We start from the raw sequence: 16,566 nt of genomic DNA, 5'->3' as shown, positions 1-16,566 counted from the left end.
TTATCCATGAGTATGATCTGGCTCTCATTTACGATATGGCACGACTATGACCACGAATTTTGATTCCGCCACTCACAGCCTGGAGGCACAAGGACTGCGTTGCCCGGAACCGGTAATGATGGTGCGTAAAACTGTCCGCAAGATGGCCGACGGCGAAACCCTGCTGGTGCTGGCCGATGATCCGTCGACCACCCGCGATATTCCCAGTTTCTGCCGTTTTATGGATCACACCCTGCTAGCTGCGGATACCGAATCTCTGCCTTATCGCTTTCTTATCCGGAAAGGCAAGGCATAAATGAGTCAGGCAGCCTAGCGCTGCCTGATGACATTTTGATTACACCGGCGCACTGAGCCCCAGTGCACCCATTCTGTCTGAATTACAGACCCACCGCCGCAGCCACAGCCAACATCGCAAATAACGCAGCGGTCACTTTGCGGATCAGTCCCAACGGCATTTTATCAGCCGATAACTTCCCGAGCAGCACCACAGGCACATTTGCCAGCAGCATACCAATGGTCGTTCCCAATACAACCAGCATCAGACCGTCATGATACTTTGCGCCCAACATCGTGGTCGCAACCTGCGTTTTGTCACCGATTTCAGCAATGAAAAAAGCAATGAAACTGGCAATAAATGGCCCGCGGCTGGAAATCGACTCGTCGTCATCCAGTTTATCCGGGATCAGAATCCAGCCCGCCATCGCCACGAAACTCACCACGAGTACCCATTTCAGAACTTCCGGCGACAAATAATCCGCCACGACAACGCCCAACCAGGCTGCCAGGGCATGATTCAAAATCGTCGCTGAAAAGATCGCTAAAATAATCGGGACCGGTTTGCGATATCGGCTGGCTAACAGCAATGACAACAGCTGGGTTTTATCCCCGATTTCGGCCAATGCGACGGTAGTAATAGAAACAGCTAAAATGCTCACGACATGCTCTTTGGGGCGAGGATAATTATTTTAAACCAAAGACAAACAGACATGCCCCACCCCGGTTCATATCGGTTTGCCTATGGTCTCGCCAAACCGACCGGAGATATGGTCAGTCACAATCACCATGAAGATTTTGCTTCAATTATGTTGATGATTGTTCCGTCAGAACGGAAAGCTACTCCCCAAAGGAACCGGCATGATAGCCAGAACCCTGCCGGGATTCAAGTGATCAAAAAGGGAAGCCGAAGCTTCCCTTTGAAAAGTGTGACTAGCCGAAACGTCATTAAGATTCGAGCGGACTCAGCACAATCTCAACACGTCGGTTTTGTGCACGACCCTGCTGGTTGGCATTCGACGCAATCGGATGGGCTTCACCCATGCCTTTCGCCAGAACGCGCTGTGCCGCGACGCCATTGCGGACCAGATAGTTACTGACTTCGCTGGCACGAACCTGAGACAGACGCAGGTTGTACGAATCAGAACCTGAACTGTCAGTGAAACCGTAAACGTTCAGCTGAGTTTTATCGTATTCATTGACTACCATCGCGACACTTTGCAGTGCATCCATCGCCTGCTGGCTCAGGTTCGACTGATCAACACCAAAGGTAATGGCATTCGGCATGTTCAGGACAATCTGATCACCGTTACGGGTAACACTAATACCGGTGGATTCCAGTTGCTGACGTAGCTTGGTTTCCTGCACATCCATGTAATAACCGATACCGCCGCCCAGTGCCGCGCCGGAAGCCGCACCAATCAAAGCGCCTTTACCACGGTCTTTTTTACTGGATGAAGCGACACCGATCGCCGCACCAGCCACAGCACCAATCAATGCGCCGCTGGTTGATTTCGCGGTCTGATCTTCACGAGTGTAAGGATTCACAGTCGTACAACCTGTCGCCACCATTGAAGTAACACCAGCGAAAAGGATAGCGCGTACCCACTTACGTGAAGCCGCAGAAGTGTGTTGTTGCATGCTTGTTCCCCATTTATTGTTCGTCAGCTCAGCGAGACGCCCGTTTCAACTGAGCACTATCTTGCTGCATTGTAGACAAGAGTGTCCATCGGATATCAAAAATCTGTCAATTTTTTACCCTGTTTCTGCTTATGGCGGAAGTCTGATGACAAAAATTTACACAAGCTGTCATTATGAGCAAAAAACGTGCGCGGCCCCTACTCCCGCAAAGCCAGCCAAGGTATACTGGATTGTTATCTTTTCTACTTATATCAACGGATCTCGTGAAGCTGACAATGCAAAAATACGACATTAAGACCTTTCAGGGCATGATCCTGACGCTTCAGGAATACTGGGGCAAGCAAGGTTGTACTATCGTGCAGCCGCTGGATATGGAAGTGGGCGCCGGAACCTCGCACCCAATGACCTGCCTGCGTGCTCTGGGACCAGAGCCAATCGCTGCTGCCTACGTGCAGCCATCACGCCGCCCGACTGACGGTCGTTACGGGGAAAACCCGAACCGTCTGCAGCACTACTACCAGTTCCAGGTCATCATCAAGCCATCACCGGACAACATTCAGGAACTGTATCTGGGTTCTCTGGAAGCCCTGGGCGTTGATACGCAGGTTCACGACATTCGCTTTGTAGAAGACAACTGGGAAAACCCAACGCTGGGTGCCTGGGGCCTGGGCTGGGAAGTCTGGCTGAACGGCATGGAAGTGACTCAGTTCACTTATTTCCAGCAAGTGGGCGGTCTGGAATGTAAACCGGTGACCGGTGAAATCACTTACGGTATTGAGCGTCTGGCCATGTACATCCAGGGCGTTGATTCTGTATATGATCTGGTCTGGACTGACGGCCCGCTGGGTAAAGTCACCTACGGCGACATCTTCCATCAGAACGAAGTGGAACAGTCGACCTACAACTTTGAATACGCCGATGTCGACTTCCTGTTTACTTTCTTTGACCAGTGTGAAAAAGAATGTAAAACCCTGCTGGAGTTAAAACAGCCCCTGCCACTGCCAGCCTATGAGCGTATCCTGAAAGCCGGCCATGCCTTCAACCTGCTGGATGCCCGTAAGGCAATCTCTGTGACGGAGCGTCAGCGCTACATCCTGCGTATTCGCAACCTGACCAAGCAGGTCGCTGAAGCCTACTATGCCTCTCGTGAAGCGCTGGGCTTCCCGATGTGTAAAAAAGACAAGTAAGGATCCCGCATGGCTGACAAGAATTTTCTGATTGAACTGGGTACCGAAGAGCTGCCACCAAAAGCTCTGCGTACGCTGGCGGAAGCGTTCGCCGATAACTTTGCTGCCGAACTGAATGCAGCGGAACTGGCCTTCGGGAACATTGAATGGTTTGCGGCTCCCCGCCGTCTGGCACTGAAGGTGACGGCGCTGGCTGAAGGTCAGGCCGACAAAGTCGTAGAGAAACGCGGACCGGCCGTGAGCGTTGCGTTCGACGCAGACGGAAACCCAACCAAAGCTGCTGAAGGCTGGGCACGCGGGAACGGCATTACCGTTGATCAGGCTGAACGTCTGAAAACCGACAAAGGTGAATGGCTGCTGTTCAAAGAAGCCGTCAAAGGCAAGCCGGCAACCGAACTGCTATGTGAGCTGGCTGCAGCTGCACTGGCAAAACTGCCGATTCCGAAACCAATGCGCTGGGGCGATAAAGAAACTCAGTTTATCCGTCCGGTGAAAACCCTGGTTATGCTGCTGAACGACGAGCTGATCCCAGGCACCATTCTGGGTGTGGAATCTGCGCGCACAGTTCGTGGTCACCGCTTCATGGGTGAGCCAGAATTCAGCATCGAGCATGCCGATCAGTACCCGGCTATTCTGGAAGAACGCGGCAAGGTCATTGCAGATTACGAAACCCGTAAAGCGCATATCATTGCCGGTGCCAAAGAAGCAGCCATTGCTGTTGGCGGTATCGCCGATCTGGAAGACGAGCTGGTTGAAGAAGTCACCTCGCTGGTTGAGTGGCCGGTAGTGCTGACCGCATCGTTCGAGGAAGAATTCCTCAATGTTCCGGCTGAAGCCTTGGTTTACACCATGAAAGGTGACCAGAAATACTTCCCGGTCTATGACGCGAACGGCAACCTGCTGCCGAAGTTCATCTTCGTTTCCAACATCGAATCGAAAGAACCGCGCCATATTATCGAAGGGAACGAGAAGGTGGTCCGCCCTCGCCTGGCCGACGCCGAGTTCTTCTTCAACACCGACCGTAAGCGTCCGCTGGTTGACCGTCTGCACGAGCTGGACAGCGTTCTGTTCCAGAAACAACTGGGCACGCTGCGTGACAAAACCGATCGCATCACTTCCATGTCTGGCTACATTGCCCAGCAGATTGGTGCCAACGTTGAACACGCAGAGCGCGCTGGCCTGCTGTCGAAGTGTGACCTGATGACCTCAATGGTTTTCGAGTTTACCGATACACAGGGTGTCATGGGCATGCACTACGCACGTCTGGATGGCGAACATGAAGATGTTGCCGTTGCCCTGAACGAGCAGTACATGCCGCGCTTTGCCGGCGATGAGCTGCCAGGTTCTGACGTTGCGGCGGCAGTCGCACTGGCTGATAAAATGGATACCCTGGTCGGTATCTTCGGTATTGGTCAGCATCCGAAAGGTGCCAACGACCCGTTCGCACTTCGCCGTGCAGCACTGGGTGCCCTGCGCATCATGGTCGAGAAAGGATATCAGCTGGATCTGGTTGACCTGATCCGCAAAGCCAAAGAACTGTTTGGTCACAAGCTGACAAACCACGATGTTGAAGCTGACGTGATTGATTTCATGCTCGGCCGTTTCCGCGCCTGGTATCAGGACGAAGGCCACACAGTCGATGTGATTCAGGCCGTGCTGGCACGTCGCCCGACCTCACCCTCTGACTTCGACAAACGCGTGAAAGCTGTCAGTCATTTCCGTTCGCTGGATGCAGCTGAATCTCTGGCTGCAGCTAACAAACGTGTCGGTAACATTCTGGCGAAGTTTGATGGTCAGCTGTCTGCCTCTATTGACAGCAGCCTGCTGGTCGAAGACGCCGAAAAAGCACTGGCGAACGATGTTGAGTCCGTGACTGCGAAGCTGGCACCTGTTTTTGCAGCTGGTGACTACCAGCAAGCCCTGTCTGAGCTGGCAACCCTGCGTGAAACTGTGGATGCTTTCTTTGATAACGTGATGGTCATGGCCGATGACGAAGCACTGAAAGTGAACCGTCTGACCATGCTGAACCAACTGCGTAATGAGTTCCTGAAAGTTGCAGATATCTCTCTGCTGCAAAACTAAACGCAGTTTGTTTTCAGAGAAACAAGCATGAAATTAAAAGCCCGCACTCGCGGGCTTTTTTCGAACTGAAGTTCCGTCACATTCAGTGGAGCATCCGATGTTTCACGTGAAACATTCTTGCCCATCTAATCCTGTCCTTCAGGCTCTTACCCTGCACTCTGCAGCAAATGACGAACCAGGACATTTGCAACTGACGACAACCAGACCGAATTCATCCAGCACGCTAATAATAACCGCAACAACAGATGGACATCGCAACGGTATTGTTCCACGTGAAACACAAACCAGTCTGAACCAGCTTACTTTCTGCCATCGATAAAACGCAGTGAATTCAGCGACTGATGATCCCAGCACCAGCATTGTTCAGGTCGAATCACCATTCCGCCAACCCAACTCACAGGTAACTCAGCTCTCACCTGTTGTGCCAGACAGCGACGGCCCTGATGCCTTTGATTGAACCAGCTTTCTGATTTTTCATCAGGTTCAATAATCATCAACGGAGCGGTTCCCAAAGTCAGCGGTTTGATCAATGCCCAGAACATCAGGTCACCCAAAAACGGCAACGGTTCCATTGCCTGATAAGCTGAAAACAAATCCGGAAAAGCCAGTGGCTTGTCAGCCTGCTGCAAGACATCGAGCGCCAGTGTTTGTGTCAGACTCAAACCCGAACCACAGCGCGGTAACTCCTGCAAATGTCTGATGATGACGTTCTTGAGATTCGGAAATCTGGCTAGCTGAGCAGCGTGCAACAAAGCCACGAGTGGCTGCGGCGTCGACGCACAGAACGCCTGCCAGATCTGACGCGTCTGATGCAACTTGGCCAGGCTGAGATTCTGGCGTTGTTGCCAGAGTAACCGCAGCCCTTCCGCTGGAAGCTGTCCGAGACCAATAAACCGCTCTCGCCCCGGAAAGCGATCAACTTCTATCAGTTCAATCTGACGTCGTGTTGAAGACGGTAAATCGGCCAAAAATGCCAACAACCGGACCAGCATGAGCTGATCATAATTGTCATGTTCAACCCAGAAGACCAAACGCTGATAATGCTCGTTGCGGATCTGCTCCAGCTTCGACTGTGTCTCAGCCATCAACTGCTCAACAGATCGGGTCTCAAAACTCTCACTCAATAACGTACGTTGAATAAAGTCAGCACGCCGCATCTCAAATTCAGAGCTTGAGGTTAATGGACCGATACAATACGGATCGATAAATGGCAGGAAATCCCCGGCAAAACCAGCACCCCTGAGTTTGTGTTGAATATCATGACCACACCGTACATGAAGGGTACACATTTCACGATCCAGCGGTTCACTCCCCCGCTCAATCAATTGTCTGTGCTCTCCGAGCGATTCCACATGCAGCTTGAGGCGGCTCCAACTGGAAAGGCCAAATTCCCTCGCCATCCCGAGTTGGACATCAGACAGACGAATTGTCTCGGAGCTGAGTAAATGCGGTTTGGGATGATGGCGCTGAATCGAAAGAAGCGCTTCGGCATTGCCTTGACGGATAGTTTTAAGTCGTTGCTTGGCCTGAGATTTGAGAACGCTCAGATTAAGCGAGAAAGAATTTTGTAGAGGCATCATTTCACCATTCTCAATGATTCCTGCGCCCGCCAGACAGAAGAGAAGGTAAAAAATCTTGTCCGCTGCAAAGGCAGCAATTTTGTTAACCCTGGATTGAATCCTTTCCGCGAGCAGGTGGCGCGGGCAACGCATCACAAGGTTACACCAGGATCCAGAGAACACAAGGGAAATTCAAGGTCCTGAACACCCTGCCCGAAAGTTTGCGATGCAACCGAGAAACATCAAATGCCACTGCAATCAAGACAGTGTGCTTCATCTAAACTTAGAGGTAACAGGGATGGTTTCTTCGGTGTTTCACGTGAAACCTAACCGAAAGACATCGTGAATTTTGGGTCGGTAAAGTCACTTTCACTGTTCGTATCATTGATGTATGTTGTTTGACTCACCCACAATAAATAATCACAAACAAGACACACGCTGAGGTCGAAGCAAGATGGAGTTTTCTACATTCGGTAACAAGTTTGCCCGCTACTCAGGCATTACCCAATTAATGGACGATTTGAATGATGGCCTGCGCAACCCGGACGCCATTATGTTAGGCGGTGGTAATCCGGCTCAAATTCCGGCGATGGTAGACTATTTTACCCAGCTCAACCATCACCTGAACGAAAGTGGCGAGCTGGCGGCAGCCATGACAAACTACGATGGCCCGCAAGGCAAGAATACTTTTATCAATGCCCTTGCCGACCTGCTTCGTGAACGTTACGGCTGGGAAATCAGCAGCCGAAATATCAGTCTGACCAACGGGAGCCAGAGTGCTTTCTTCAGTCTGTTCAATCTGCTTGCCGGAGATTTCCCGGATGGCAGCCACAAAAAAATCCTGTTGCCGCTTGCCCCTGAGTACATCGGTTATGCCGATGCCGGCGTCAGCCCGGATATGTTTATCTCCTATAAACCGGAGATCACCCTGCTCGATAACGGACTGTTCAAATACAACGTCGACTTTAAAGCGCTGAAAGTCGATGACAACGTCGGTGCAATTTGCGCTTCCCGACCAACCAACCCAACCGGGAATGTGCTGACAGACGAAGAAATCCGCCATCTGGATCAGCTGGCCCAGCAACATGGCATTCCACTGATCATCGACAATGCGTATGGTATGCCCTTCCCGGATATCATCTTTGAAGACGTGACTCCTTTCTGGAACCACAACACGATTCTGTGTATGAGCCTGTCGAAACTCGGTTTGCCGGGCGTGCGTTGCGGCATTGTCATCGCCAGTGAAGAAATTACCACAGCGCTTGCCAATATGAATGGTGTCCTCAGCCTGGCGCCAGGGAGTGTCGGTCCGGCGATTGCCAATAAGATGATTGAACGCGGAGACTTATTACGACTGAGTGAAGACGTCATCAAACCTTTCTATCAGGCCAAATCTCAGCAAGCGGTAAAATGGCTGCAGGAAGCGATCCCGGATCCACGCTTCCGGGTCCATAAACCTGAAGGTGCCATGTTCCTGTGGCTGTGGCTGAAAGATTTGCCGATAACAACCATGGAACTCTACTCACGCTTGAAAGCCCGCGGAGTCTTAATCGTCCCCGGAGAGTACTTCTTTATCGGACTGGAAGAAGACTGGAGCCATGGCCACGAATGTCTGCGCATGAACTATGTTCAGGAAGATGAAAAGATGCAACGAGGCATTCGCATCATTGCCGAAGAAGTTGCAAAGGCTTACCAAGAAGCTTAAACAGATCCAGCGCGGCTAAACGTTCAGACGAAAACAGGGCCAATCTCCGCCCTGTTTTTTATTTGGTTTTGACAGTGCCCTATTTCTGAAACCTCAAGCCCATCATATTTTCAAGGCTGCAAAACTTTCACTGGCGCCCACTGGCGGACGAGTCATGGTGACAAACTGGCTGTCCTGAGCAAGTATCCTAAAACCAAAGCGATGATATAGTGCCTCGACCGGATTCCCTTGCAAGTACTGAAGATGACAGTCCAGCTTGAATCGATCGGCCAGCGTTGTGATACCGGCCAGGACCGCACTGCCAATCCCACTTCCCTGCCATTCAGGCATCAAAAAGAAACGGCTGAAATGCAGAAAACGTTCACCAGTTTTACCGTCCTCAGAAACGACTGCGATACTTTCCAGCAGCACACTGCCGATCGCTTTTCCTTCGAACAGCATTAAATTGGGTTTGCAGGCTTGCCACTCCGCCTGATGCAATCTGTACTGCAAGTCGTCATCCCAACCAAATACACGTGTCACAGCATTCCGCTCAGCCGCTTTCTTCAGAGCAAAGATGAATGCTTCATGTTGTTCATCCGCTTCACTGAAGACAATTCCCCTCTGGCGACATCTGCTGAAACACACGTGATCCGACGATAAGTCGATTCGTGTTCTGGCCGTCTTTTGCGCTGGCTGTGTCTTGCTATCCATGATGATGTTTTCCTATCCGTGAAATCCCCAATTACCCCTGCAAGATTAGTCTCTATAGCCACAAACTCAGCCGCAGTGTTTCACGTGAAACCAACCAAGCGCACAACACAACGTGATGTCCTGTTCCATCTTGATGTTTCACGTGAAACATTTCATTTGAATATCCCTGTTCAGCGCCAATAAAAAAGGCCAGCCCTAAGGCTGACCTTCCATACACACTGAAACAACACTTAAATGTTGTCGCTGACCACAGTCTCATCACTGCCAATCAGGCGCTGTCCATTAATTGCAATCTTGCGCGGTTTCTCTTCTTCCGGAACTTCACGCTCCAGTTCAATATGCAGCAGTCCATTTTCCATGGCAGCACCAATCACTTTCACATGATCGGCCAGCTGGAACTTACGTTCGAAATCTCGCTCAGCAATGCCCTGATACAGGTAATGACGCTTTTCATCTGCACTGGCATCTGCACGCTTTCCTGTCACAATCAATCGATTCTGATGCTGACTGATTTCCATCTGCTCTTCGGCAAAACCAGCAACCGCCATTGTAATGCGGTAATGATTTTCATCTTGCTGTTCAATGTTGTACGGAGGATATCCGCCATTACTGTTATTCAGATTCTGTTCCATCTGATTGAACAGACGGTCAAAACCAATGGCAGAACGATACAGGGGAGAAAAATCTAAGGTACGCATAATCATTATCCTTCTGTGAAGCAATACTATTACGGTGAAAAAAACTGAAGCGGGTTTTCCTCTTGGACAAACCATTGAAGGCCCATGCTTATGGCACCTCCTGCTTCACAGATAGATATAAGGCCGGAAAAATAACAATCAAGGGGACAACAAAAAAAATTTCAGCGTCTCCAAAACTTTCCATAAGGCTTGTGATTCCGAATACTCCGGATCATCACTCCTACCCTTGAAGACTCCGTCGGTATTGTCCGGGGGACTGGCCGGTCCAGCGCTTGAATGCGCGATGGAAATTCGATTCGCTGGCAAAGCCAACCAGATAGCTAATCTCACCCAATGCCAGATCCTGACGCTGCACATAATGCAAAGCCAGACGCTTTCGGCTGTTTTCCAGGAGGGTTTTATAACAGGTACCCAGTTCGCTGAGTTTCCGCTGCAAATTACGCAAACTCATCCCCAGCGCTTCAGCCACATCACGCTGAGCCGGAGTACCCAACGACAAGCGCTCGAGAATTTTACATTTCACCTGATGAATCAGGTCATGGCGATCAATGCGCGCCAGGAACTCATTGAGAATTTTTTCGTGCCCCTGCCGGATAACGGCATTCCCGGTGAGCAGTTTCTGTCTGGCACTCCGCTTGTCGAAAGCAAGATGGTTCCGTGGTTGATCAAACAAAACCGGACAACGGAAGAATTCATTGAGATACCCTGCCCCTTGCGACGGCGACAAATTCTGAAACGCTACAGAAGCCGGTCTGTATTCAGCGGCCACAACATCCCGCGCAAAACTTACCACCATCGCGAGAAACGCCTCCAGCTCTTGCGGCCGTAATAACCATTGCGGATCTTCCCCCGCAGTCCGCAGACTGACATCAAGTATCAGCAAATCATCGGTTTCAACCAGGCGCAGGTCACTGATATCGCACACCACACTGTTATATTCCACCAGCTGTAACAGTGCATCTTCCAGCGTATCAGCCGACATCATGGCATACCCCAGAATATGAAATACGCCAGGATGGAAAAAACGGGCCATCTGAACGGTAAAATCCTGTGCCGGAAAGTGCTGATTACAGTAATCAATCAATGCAGATAACTTTCGGATTGGCACCCGGACGTCCTGATGTTGCAACTGGCGGAGATCGAGCTCGCACGCCGACAGTGCCTTTTCAATATCCAGTCCCTGATGCTGCATCGCCCGGGTCATGGGGATCATCCAGCTGCTGAGCGTTGAGTAATAGCCTTCCATTGATGCCCACTCCACCTAACTGTTGGGGCTCACGCCCGGTTCCGTTCTCTGGCAGCTGCTTTGCGCGATTGAACAACAAATTGGCATGGGCAGCGATAGAAAAATATCTTAAGCCAGTTAAAGTCTGTTGTTAATGCAATGTAACTGCCCGGCATCACAATTAACGGCCGCAATCATGACACAAGGGAGAAAACCATGACTGATAAGCCGACCGCACCATTCAATCTGGACACCCATGTTGTCTGCAACCAGCCTGCACCGCTGGAGAACTACAATGCCTTTGAAACTGATGCTGTGCTGAACTACTGGGTCACCCAGTTCTCCGGCCAGTGGGCCAATGACCTGCTGTCAGACTTTGGCCAGCATATTGGCCATGAACTTCTGGAAGCAGGTTTCCTCGCCAATCGACATCTGCCAGAGTTTCAGTCTCACAACCGCTTTGGTGAACGTATCGATCAAGTCGACTACCATCCGGCCTATCATCAGCTGATGGCGCATGCCGTCAAAGCCGGGCACACCAGTCTGCCATGGACCCGACCACAACCCGGCGCCCATGTTGCCCGTGCGGCGATGGCATTTCTTCACAATCAGGCCGATCCCGGCTCAGGTTGCCCGCTGACCATGACGTTTGCCGCTGTGCCTGCCCTCAGACACCAGCCCGATGTCGCCGACAAGTGGCTTCCGAAAATTTTCGCGGCCAAATACGATGGCAGCAACAAACCCTACTTCGAAAAAGACGGGGTCACCATCGGCATGGCCATGACAGAAAAACAAGGGGGCTCCGATGTCCGGGCCAACAGCACGATCGCCGTCCCCATCGAGGAAGCCGGACCGGGCCAGCTGTACAGCCTGCTTGGCCATAAATGGTTCTGCTCGGCACCGATGTGCGATGCGTTCCTGGTGCTGGCCAAAACCGGCGAGCAACTCTCTTGTTTTCTGGTTCCCCGCTGGCGGGAAGACGGCAGCAAAAATCCAATCCATATTCAGCGTCTGAAAAACAAACTGGGCAACCGCTCCAATGCCAGTTCTGAGATTGAATTTTATGGTGCCCACGGCTGGCTCCTGGGCGAAGAAGGCCGGGGGATCCGCACCATCATCGACATGGTCGCCCTGACCCGCTATGACTGCATGATTGGTTCCAGTGCCCTGATGGCCCAAGCGGTAAAAGAAGCCATCTGGCATACGTCGGGGCGCAGCGTTTTCGGCAAAAATCTCCATGACCAGCCGCTGATGATCAATGTGCTGGCCGATCTGGCGCTGGAAGCCGAAGCCGCACTGGCCATTACGATGCGAATCGCTCATGCACTGGATCATCACGAAGACCACCAGCAAGCGGCGCTGATCCGCAGTGCAACGGCCATCGGAAAATACTGGATCTGTAAACGCGCCATTCAGCAGACGGCTGAGGCAATGGAATGTATTGGCGGTGTGGGTTACGTCGAAGAGAATATTGCCAGCCGCCTGTACCGGGAAGCGCCAGTCAACTCGATCTGGGAGGGTTCAGGCAATGTGCAGTGTCTCGACCTGCTGCGCGTCCTGCATCGTGAGCCGGAAACCTTCAACACATTATTTAGTGAATTCGAAAAAGCTAAAGGAAGGCACCCGTTTTATGATCAAAAACTGGCCGCACTGAAGGCTGAGTTCACCGACCCGCAGGATATTGAAGTGCGGGCAAGAATACTAATGGAGCAACTCGCTGTGATCTGGCAGGCCGCCACCCTCCTCACCTATGGCGAACCACAGATTGCCGAAGCCTTTGCACTGGCACGTCTTTCCAATCAACCATCTCACCAGTTCGGGACGTTGCCCCCGGCTGTCGATGCAAAATTCATTGTCGAACGTGCATTGGTCAAACTCTGACACCTCGGCCAAACCAGAGTATGACGCAATCACTGCGCCAGCGCCCTTAACAGAAGCGATAAAAAAACGCCGCTCAATGAGCGGCGTTTGGTGTTCCGTTACCGGAAAAATTTACACATCCAGATTTGCGTTCAGAGCATTTTCTTCAATGAACTGACGACGTGGTTCTACATGATCACCCATCAGGGTGGTAAACAGCTCATCCGCTGCCACCGCATCATTAATTGTAACCTGCATCATCCGGCGTGATTCCGGATCCATGGTGGTTTCCCACAGCTGATCCGGGTTCATCTCACCCAGTCCTTTATAACGCTGGCGGCTCAGACCACGGGTCGATTCTTTGATCAGCCAATCCAGTGCTTCCTTGAAGCTGGATACCGGCTGCTTTCGCTCACCACGCTGGATATACGCAGATTCTTCCAGCAAATCACACAAGGCTTCCGACAGATCCGCCAGCTTCGCGTACTCTTTCGAGTGCAGCAGATCGTAGCTCAGCGGATACTGGTAATCGACACCATGGGTGCGCACAACAATCTTCGGCAACCAGGCATCATGCTCGCTGTCCTGGAACAGCTCGTAACCGTAATGACTCTCACCGGATTGCTTGGCATTCAGTGCATCGACCACACCTTTCGCCCAGGCTTCCACTTGTGCCTGATCAGACAGTTGCGCTTCGCCCAGACGCGGCTGGTAAGTCAGCTCGTTCAGCAGCAGCGTCGGATAACGACGGCTCATCCGCTCGATCAGTTTCACGACACCATTGTACTGCTTCACCAGGTTTTCCAGCGCCAGACCGGTAATCGCCGGGGTGCTGTCACTGGTAAACAGTGAGGCATTTTCCAGCGCCAGCGCAATCTGGAACTGGTTCATGTCCTCATCATCTTTGATGTACTGCTCCTGTTTGCCTTTCTTCACTTTGTACAGAGGCGGCTGAGCAATATAGATATGACCACGCTCTATCAGCTCCGGCATCTGACGGTAGAAGAACGTCAGCAGCAGCGTACGGATGTGCGAACCATCGACGTCGGCATCGGTCATGATGATGATGCTGTGATAGCGCAGTTTATCCGGGTTGTATTCATCACGGCCAATCCCGCAACCCATCGCAGTGATCAGCGTCGCGACTTCCTGAGACGACAGCATTTTGTCGAAACGGGCTTTCTCAACGTTCAGGATCTTACCTTTCAGCGGCAGGATAGCCTGATTCTTACGGTTTCGGCCTTGCTTGGCGGAACCACCGGCCGAGTCACCCTCCACAATGTAGAGTTCAGACAGTGCCGGGTCTTTTTCCTGACAGTCCGCCAGCTTGCCCGGCAGACCTGCCAGATCCAGCGCGCCTTTACGGCGAGTCATTTCACGGGCACGACGGGCCGCTTCACGGGCACGGGATGCATCAATGATTTTGGTACAGACAATCTTGGCGTCGCTCGGGTTTTCCAGCAGGAACTCACTCAGCTTCTCGCCCATCGCCGACTCAACGGCAGGTTTCACTTCACTGGAAACCAGCTTGTCTTTGGTCTGGCTGGAAAATTTCGGATCCGGTACCTTCACGGAAACCACAGCTGTCAGACCTTCACGGGCATCATCGCCCGACGTCGCAACTTTAGCTTTCTTGGAATAGCCTTCCGCATCCATGAAATTATTCAGGGTCCGGGTCAGTGCCGCACGGAAACCAGCCAGGTGCGTACCGCCATCGCGCTGCGGAATGTTGTTGGTAAAACAGTAAATGTTTTCCTGGAAGCTGTCGTTCCACTGCATCGCCACTTCAACGGAAATTCCGTCTTCGCGTTCAAACGCAAAGTGAAACGCTTTCGGATGGATTGGGGTTTTGTTCCGGTTCAGGTGCTCAACGAACGCGCGGATCCCGCCTTCATACATGAAGTGGTCCTGCTTGTTGTCGCGCTCATCAATCAGCTTAATTGACACACCTGAGTTCAGGAACGACAGTTCGCGCAGTCGCTTGGCCAGAATCTCATAATGGAAGGTGGTGTCAGTAAAAATGGTGTCACTCGGCCAGAAACGGATCCGGGTACCGGTCCGATCCGAATCACCAATCACACCCAGTGGTGCCTGAGGTTCACCCAGATGGTAAACCTGCTGGTGAACATGGCCGTGGCGATGAATTGTCAGCTCCAGTTTGTCAGACAGGGCGTTGACCACAGAAACACCCACGCCGTGCAGACCCCCGGAAACTTTGTAGGAGTTATCGTCAAACTTACCGCCGGCATGCAGGACGGTCATGATCACTTCCGCCGCAGACACCCCTTCTTCCGGGTGCATGTCTGTCGGGATCCCCCGACCGTCATCGCTGACTGAAACCGAACCATCTTCGTGGATCGTCACCACGATATCTTCACAGTGACCAGCAAGAGCTTCATCGATAGAGTTATCGACGACCTCAAAAACCATGTGGTGCAAACCTGTACCGTCATCCGTATCGCCGATGTACATCCCCGGACGCTTACGTACCGCATCAAGACCCTTTAATACCTTGATACTTGATGAATCGTAATTGTTGGACATTGAGTTACTCTCGCTTTATTTATCCTGCGGTTATTTTACCCTGTTCGACATGAAACATCTTGCCCTTTTCGTCCTTCATGTCGCCCAGCTGTTCCTCGCTGATGGCACTGATGACCACCTGAGCCTGCGTATCGCGTAATCCTTTGGCCAGCAAAGCCCGCTTGCCACTGTCGAGCTCGGAAGCAAAATCATCGATCAGGTAAAGACATTGTTTGCCTGTGGCCTGTCGTAACTGCTGACCCTGTGCCAGCCTGAGGGCACACATCAGCAGCTTCAGCTGCCCCCGGGACAGCACATCATCGACCGGCATTGCCGCCACCTTCAGCCGGAGATCGGCTTTGTGCGGTCCGCTGACGGTATACCCCAGCTGCACATCACGCTCAAAGCTGGCTGCCAGAAGTTCTCCGTAAGGGGTCGATTTTTCCCAGCCGCGGTAGTATCCGAGCTGAATCTCATATTCCGGCAGAAAGTCGGCACAAAAAGCCGAAGTCTGCGCCCGCAGCGCCGTCACATAGTCACTGCGCCAGCCGTCAATCATTTCGGCCAGCTGCGCCAGTTCCTGATCCCAGTAGCTGAGTTCGCGGTAGCTGCGTGCGGTTTTCAGCAGCGCATTCCGCTGTTTGGTCAGCCGTTTTACCCGGCTCCAGGCCTGATAAAAACGGGGTTCCACGTGGAACACGCCCCAGTCGATGAAGGCACGGCGGAATTTCGGCCCGCCAACCATCAGTTCGAACCCTTCCGGCGTGATCAATTGCAGTGGCAGAATCTGTGCCAGTTGTGCAACTTTCTGGCCTGTCTGGCCAGCTATTTTAACCTGTGTCGTCCCGTCGCGCTGCTTCTGGATGCCCAGCGGCCGCTCCAGATCACTTTCCGTCTGTACCCGGCCGTGTAATACCAGCTCATCCTGACCATGACGGATAATCCGGCTGGTCAGGTGGCTGCGAAAGGAACGGCCGTGGCCTAGGAAATAAATGGCTTCCAGCAAACTGGTTTTACCGCTGCCATTGGCACCGACCAGAAAGTTAAAGCCATCAGACAAGGTGAGATCACAGGCTTCCAGATTTCGGAAGTCTTTGACAATAAATCGCGTCAGCGCCAT

13 protein-coding genes and 1 riboswitch are annotated in these 16,566 nt (G+C 52.1%); of the genes, 5 read left to right on the top strand and 8 right to left on the bottom strand.

Annotation, left to right across the window (positions count from 1 at the left end; all coding sequences use genetic code 11):
• Window positions 1-46 precede the first annotated feature (46 nt).
• Complete coding sequence (tusA, locus tag SPK40_RS20345) at window positions 47-295, top strand: sulfurtransferase TusA (RefSeq protein ID WP_248144710.1); 249 nt, start codon at window positions 47-49, stop codon at window positions 293-295.
• 82 nt (window positions 296-377) lie between these two features.
• Here tusA and SPK40_RS20340 read toward each other — a convergent pair whose 3' ends face one another.
• Together SPK40_RS20340 and SPK40_RS20335 are read right to left on the bottom strand one after the other, a co-directional pair.
• A complete protein-coding gene (locus SPK40_RS20340; protein ID WP_330961702.1) occupies window positions 378-935 on the bottom strand; it encodes a TMEM165/GDT1 family protein in 558 nt (185 codons plus the stop codon).
• Window positions 936-1,028: 93 nt separating this feature from the next.
• Window positions 1,029-1,127, bottom strand: a riboswitch (yybP-ykoY riboswitch).
• Window positions 1,128-1,221: 94 nt separating this feature from the next.
• Complete coding sequence (locus tag SPK40_RS20335) at window positions 1,222-1,914, bottom strand: OmpA family protein (protein WP_248144712.1); 693 nt, start codon at window positions 1,912-1,914, stop codon at window positions 1,222-1,224.
• A gap of 275 nt (window positions 1,915-2,189) precedes the next feature.
• On the opposite strand from SPK40_RS20335, the gene glyQ reads away from it, so the two are divergent.
• Window positions 2,190-3,101 (top strand): glycine--tRNA ligase subunit alpha, encoded by a 912-nt coding sequence (glyQ, locus tag SPK40_RS20330; protein ID WP_330961701.1) that lies wholly within the window; start codon window positions 2,190-2,192, stop codon window positions 3,099-3,101.
• 9 nt (window positions 3,102-3,110) lie between these two features.
• Complete coding sequence (gene glyS / locus SPK40_RS20325; RefSeq protein WP_330961700.1) at window positions 3,111-5,183, top strand: glycine--tRNA ligase subunit beta; 2,073 nt, start codon at window positions 3,111-3,113, stop codon at window positions 5,181-5,183.
• Between the two features lie 299 nt (window positions 5,184-5,482).
• Here the strand turns inward: glyS and SPK40_RS20320 are convergent, their stop codons facing one another.
• Complete coding sequence (locus SPK40_RS20320; RefSeq protein ID WP_330961699.1) at window positions 5,483-6,760, bottom strand: DUF1835 domain-containing protein; 1,278 nt, start codon at window positions 6,758-6,760, stop codon at window positions 5,483-5,485.
• A gap of 436 nt (window positions 6,761-7,196) precedes the next feature.
• Here SPK40_RS20320 and SPK40_RS20315 point away from each other — a divergent pair, with 436 nt between their 5' ends.
• A complete protein-coding gene (locus tag SPK40_RS20315) occupies window positions 7,197-8,447 on the top strand; it encodes a valine--pyruvate transaminase (RefSeq protein ID WP_330961698.1) in 1,251 nt (416 codons plus the stop codon).
• Window positions 8,448-8,549: 102 nt separating this feature from the next.
• Here SPK40_RS20315 and SPK40_RS20310 read toward each other — a convergent pair whose 3' ends face one another.
• From SPK40_RS20310 to SPK40_RS20300, 3 genes are all read right to left on the bottom strand, one after another.
• Window positions 8,550-9,140 carry a GNAT family N-acetyltransferase gene (locus SPK40_RS20310; RefSeq protein WP_330961697.1) on the bottom strand — a complete coding sequence of 197 codons (591 nt, stop codon included), beginning with the start codon at window positions 9,138-9,140 and terminating at the stop codon, window positions 8,550-8,552.
• A 230-nt stretch (window positions 9,141-9,370) separates the two neighbouring features.
• Window positions 9,371-9,838: a small heat shock chaperone IbpA gene (gene ibpA, locus SPK40_RS20305; RefSeq protein WP_330961696.1), complete on the bottom strand. Its 468-nt coding sequence runs from the start codon at window positions 9,836-9,838 to the stop codon at window positions 9,371-9,373.
• A gap of 220 nt (window positions 9,839-10,058) precedes the next feature.
• On the bottom strand, window positions 10,059-11,084 hold the full coding sequence (locus tag SPK40_RS20300; protein ID WP_330961695.1) for an AraC family transcriptional regulator: 1,026 nt from the start codon (window positions 11,082-11,084) through the stop codon (window positions 10,059-10,061).
• Window positions 11,085-11,279: 195 nt separating this feature from the next.
• Between SPK40_RS20300 and SPK40_RS20295 the strand changes: the two genes are divergently transcribed.
• Window positions 11,280-12,944, top strand: a complete 1,665-nt coding sequence (locus SPK40_RS20295; protein WP_330961694.1) for an acyl-CoA dehydrogenase family protein — start codon at window positions 11,280-11,282, stop codon at window positions 12,942-12,944.
• A gap of 111 nt (window positions 12,945-13,055) precedes the next feature.
• Here the strand turns inward: SPK40_RS20295 and gyrB are convergent, their stop codons facing one another.
• Entirely contained in the window at window positions 13,056-15,467 is a 2,412-nt protein-coding gene (gene gyrB, locus SPK40_RS20290) for a DNA topoisomerase (ATP-hydrolyzing) subunit B (RefSeq protein ID WP_330961693.1), read from the bottom strand.
• 19 nt (window positions 15,468-15,486) lie between these two features.
• Window positions 15,487-16,566 (bottom strand): DNA replication/repair protein RecF, encoded by a 1,080-nt coding sequence (gene recF / locus SPK40_RS20285; RefSeq protein WP_330961692.1) that lies wholly within the window; start codon window positions 16,564-16,566, stop codon window positions 15,487-15,489.

This window comes from Photobacterium sp. 53610 (genome assembly GCF_036409375.1).
GTDB lineage: Bacteria > Pseudomonadota > Gammaproteobacteria > Enterobacterales > Vibrionaceae > Photobacterium.
This window is presented reverse-complemented; position numbering and strand designations above follow the sequence as displayed.

Excerpts from the sequence above, each read along its gene's own strand:
- SPK40_RS20315 (WP_330961698.1), top strand. The coding sequence starts at position 7,197 with ATGGAGTTTTCTACATTCGGTAACAAGTTTGCCCGCTACTCAGGCATT.
- SPK40_RS20310 (WP_330961697.1), bottom strand. The coding sequence starts at position 9,140 with ATGGATAGCAAGACACAGCCAGCGCAAAAGACGGCCAGAACACGAATC.
- gyrB (WP_330961693.1), bottom strand. The coding sequence starts at position 15,467 with ATGTCCAACAATTACGATTCATCAAGTATCAAGGTATTAAAGGGTCTT.
- glyQ (WP_330961701.1), top strand. The coding sequence starts at position 2,190 with ATGCAAAAATACGACATTAAGACCTTTCAGGGCATGATCCTGACGCTT.
- SPK40_RS20335 (WP_248144712.1), bottom strand. The coding sequence starts at position 1,914 with ATGCAACAACACACTTCTGCGGCTTCACGTAAGTGGGTACGCGCTATC.
- tusA (WP_248144710.1), top strand. The coding sequence starts at position 47 with ATGACCACGAATTTTGATTCCGCCACTCACAGCCTGGAGGCACAAGGA.
- glyS (WP_330961700.1), top strand. The coding sequence starts at position 3,111 with ATGGCTGACAAGAATTTTCTGATTGAACTGGGTACCGAAGAGCTGCCA.
- SPK40_RS20295 (WP_330961694.1), top strand. The coding sequence starts at position 11,280 with ATGACTGATAAGCCGACCGCACCATTCAATCTGGACACCCATGTTGTC.
- SPK40_RS20320 (WP_330961699.1), bottom strand. The coding sequence starts at position 6,760 with ATGCCTCTACAAAATTCTTTCTCGCTTAATCTGAGCGTTCTCAAATCT.
- recF (WP_330961692.1), bottom strand. The coding sequence starts at position 16,566 with ATGGCGCTGACGCGATTTATTGTCAAAGACTTCCGAAATCTGGAAGCC.
- SPK40_RS20300 (WP_330961695.1), bottom strand. The coding sequence starts at position 11,084 with ATGGAAGGCTATTACTCAACGCTCAGCAGCTGGATGATCCCCATGACC.
- ibpA (WP_330961696.1), bottom strand. The coding sequence starts at position 9,838 with ATGCGTACCTTAGATTTTTCTCCCCTGTATCGTTCTGCCATTGGTTTT.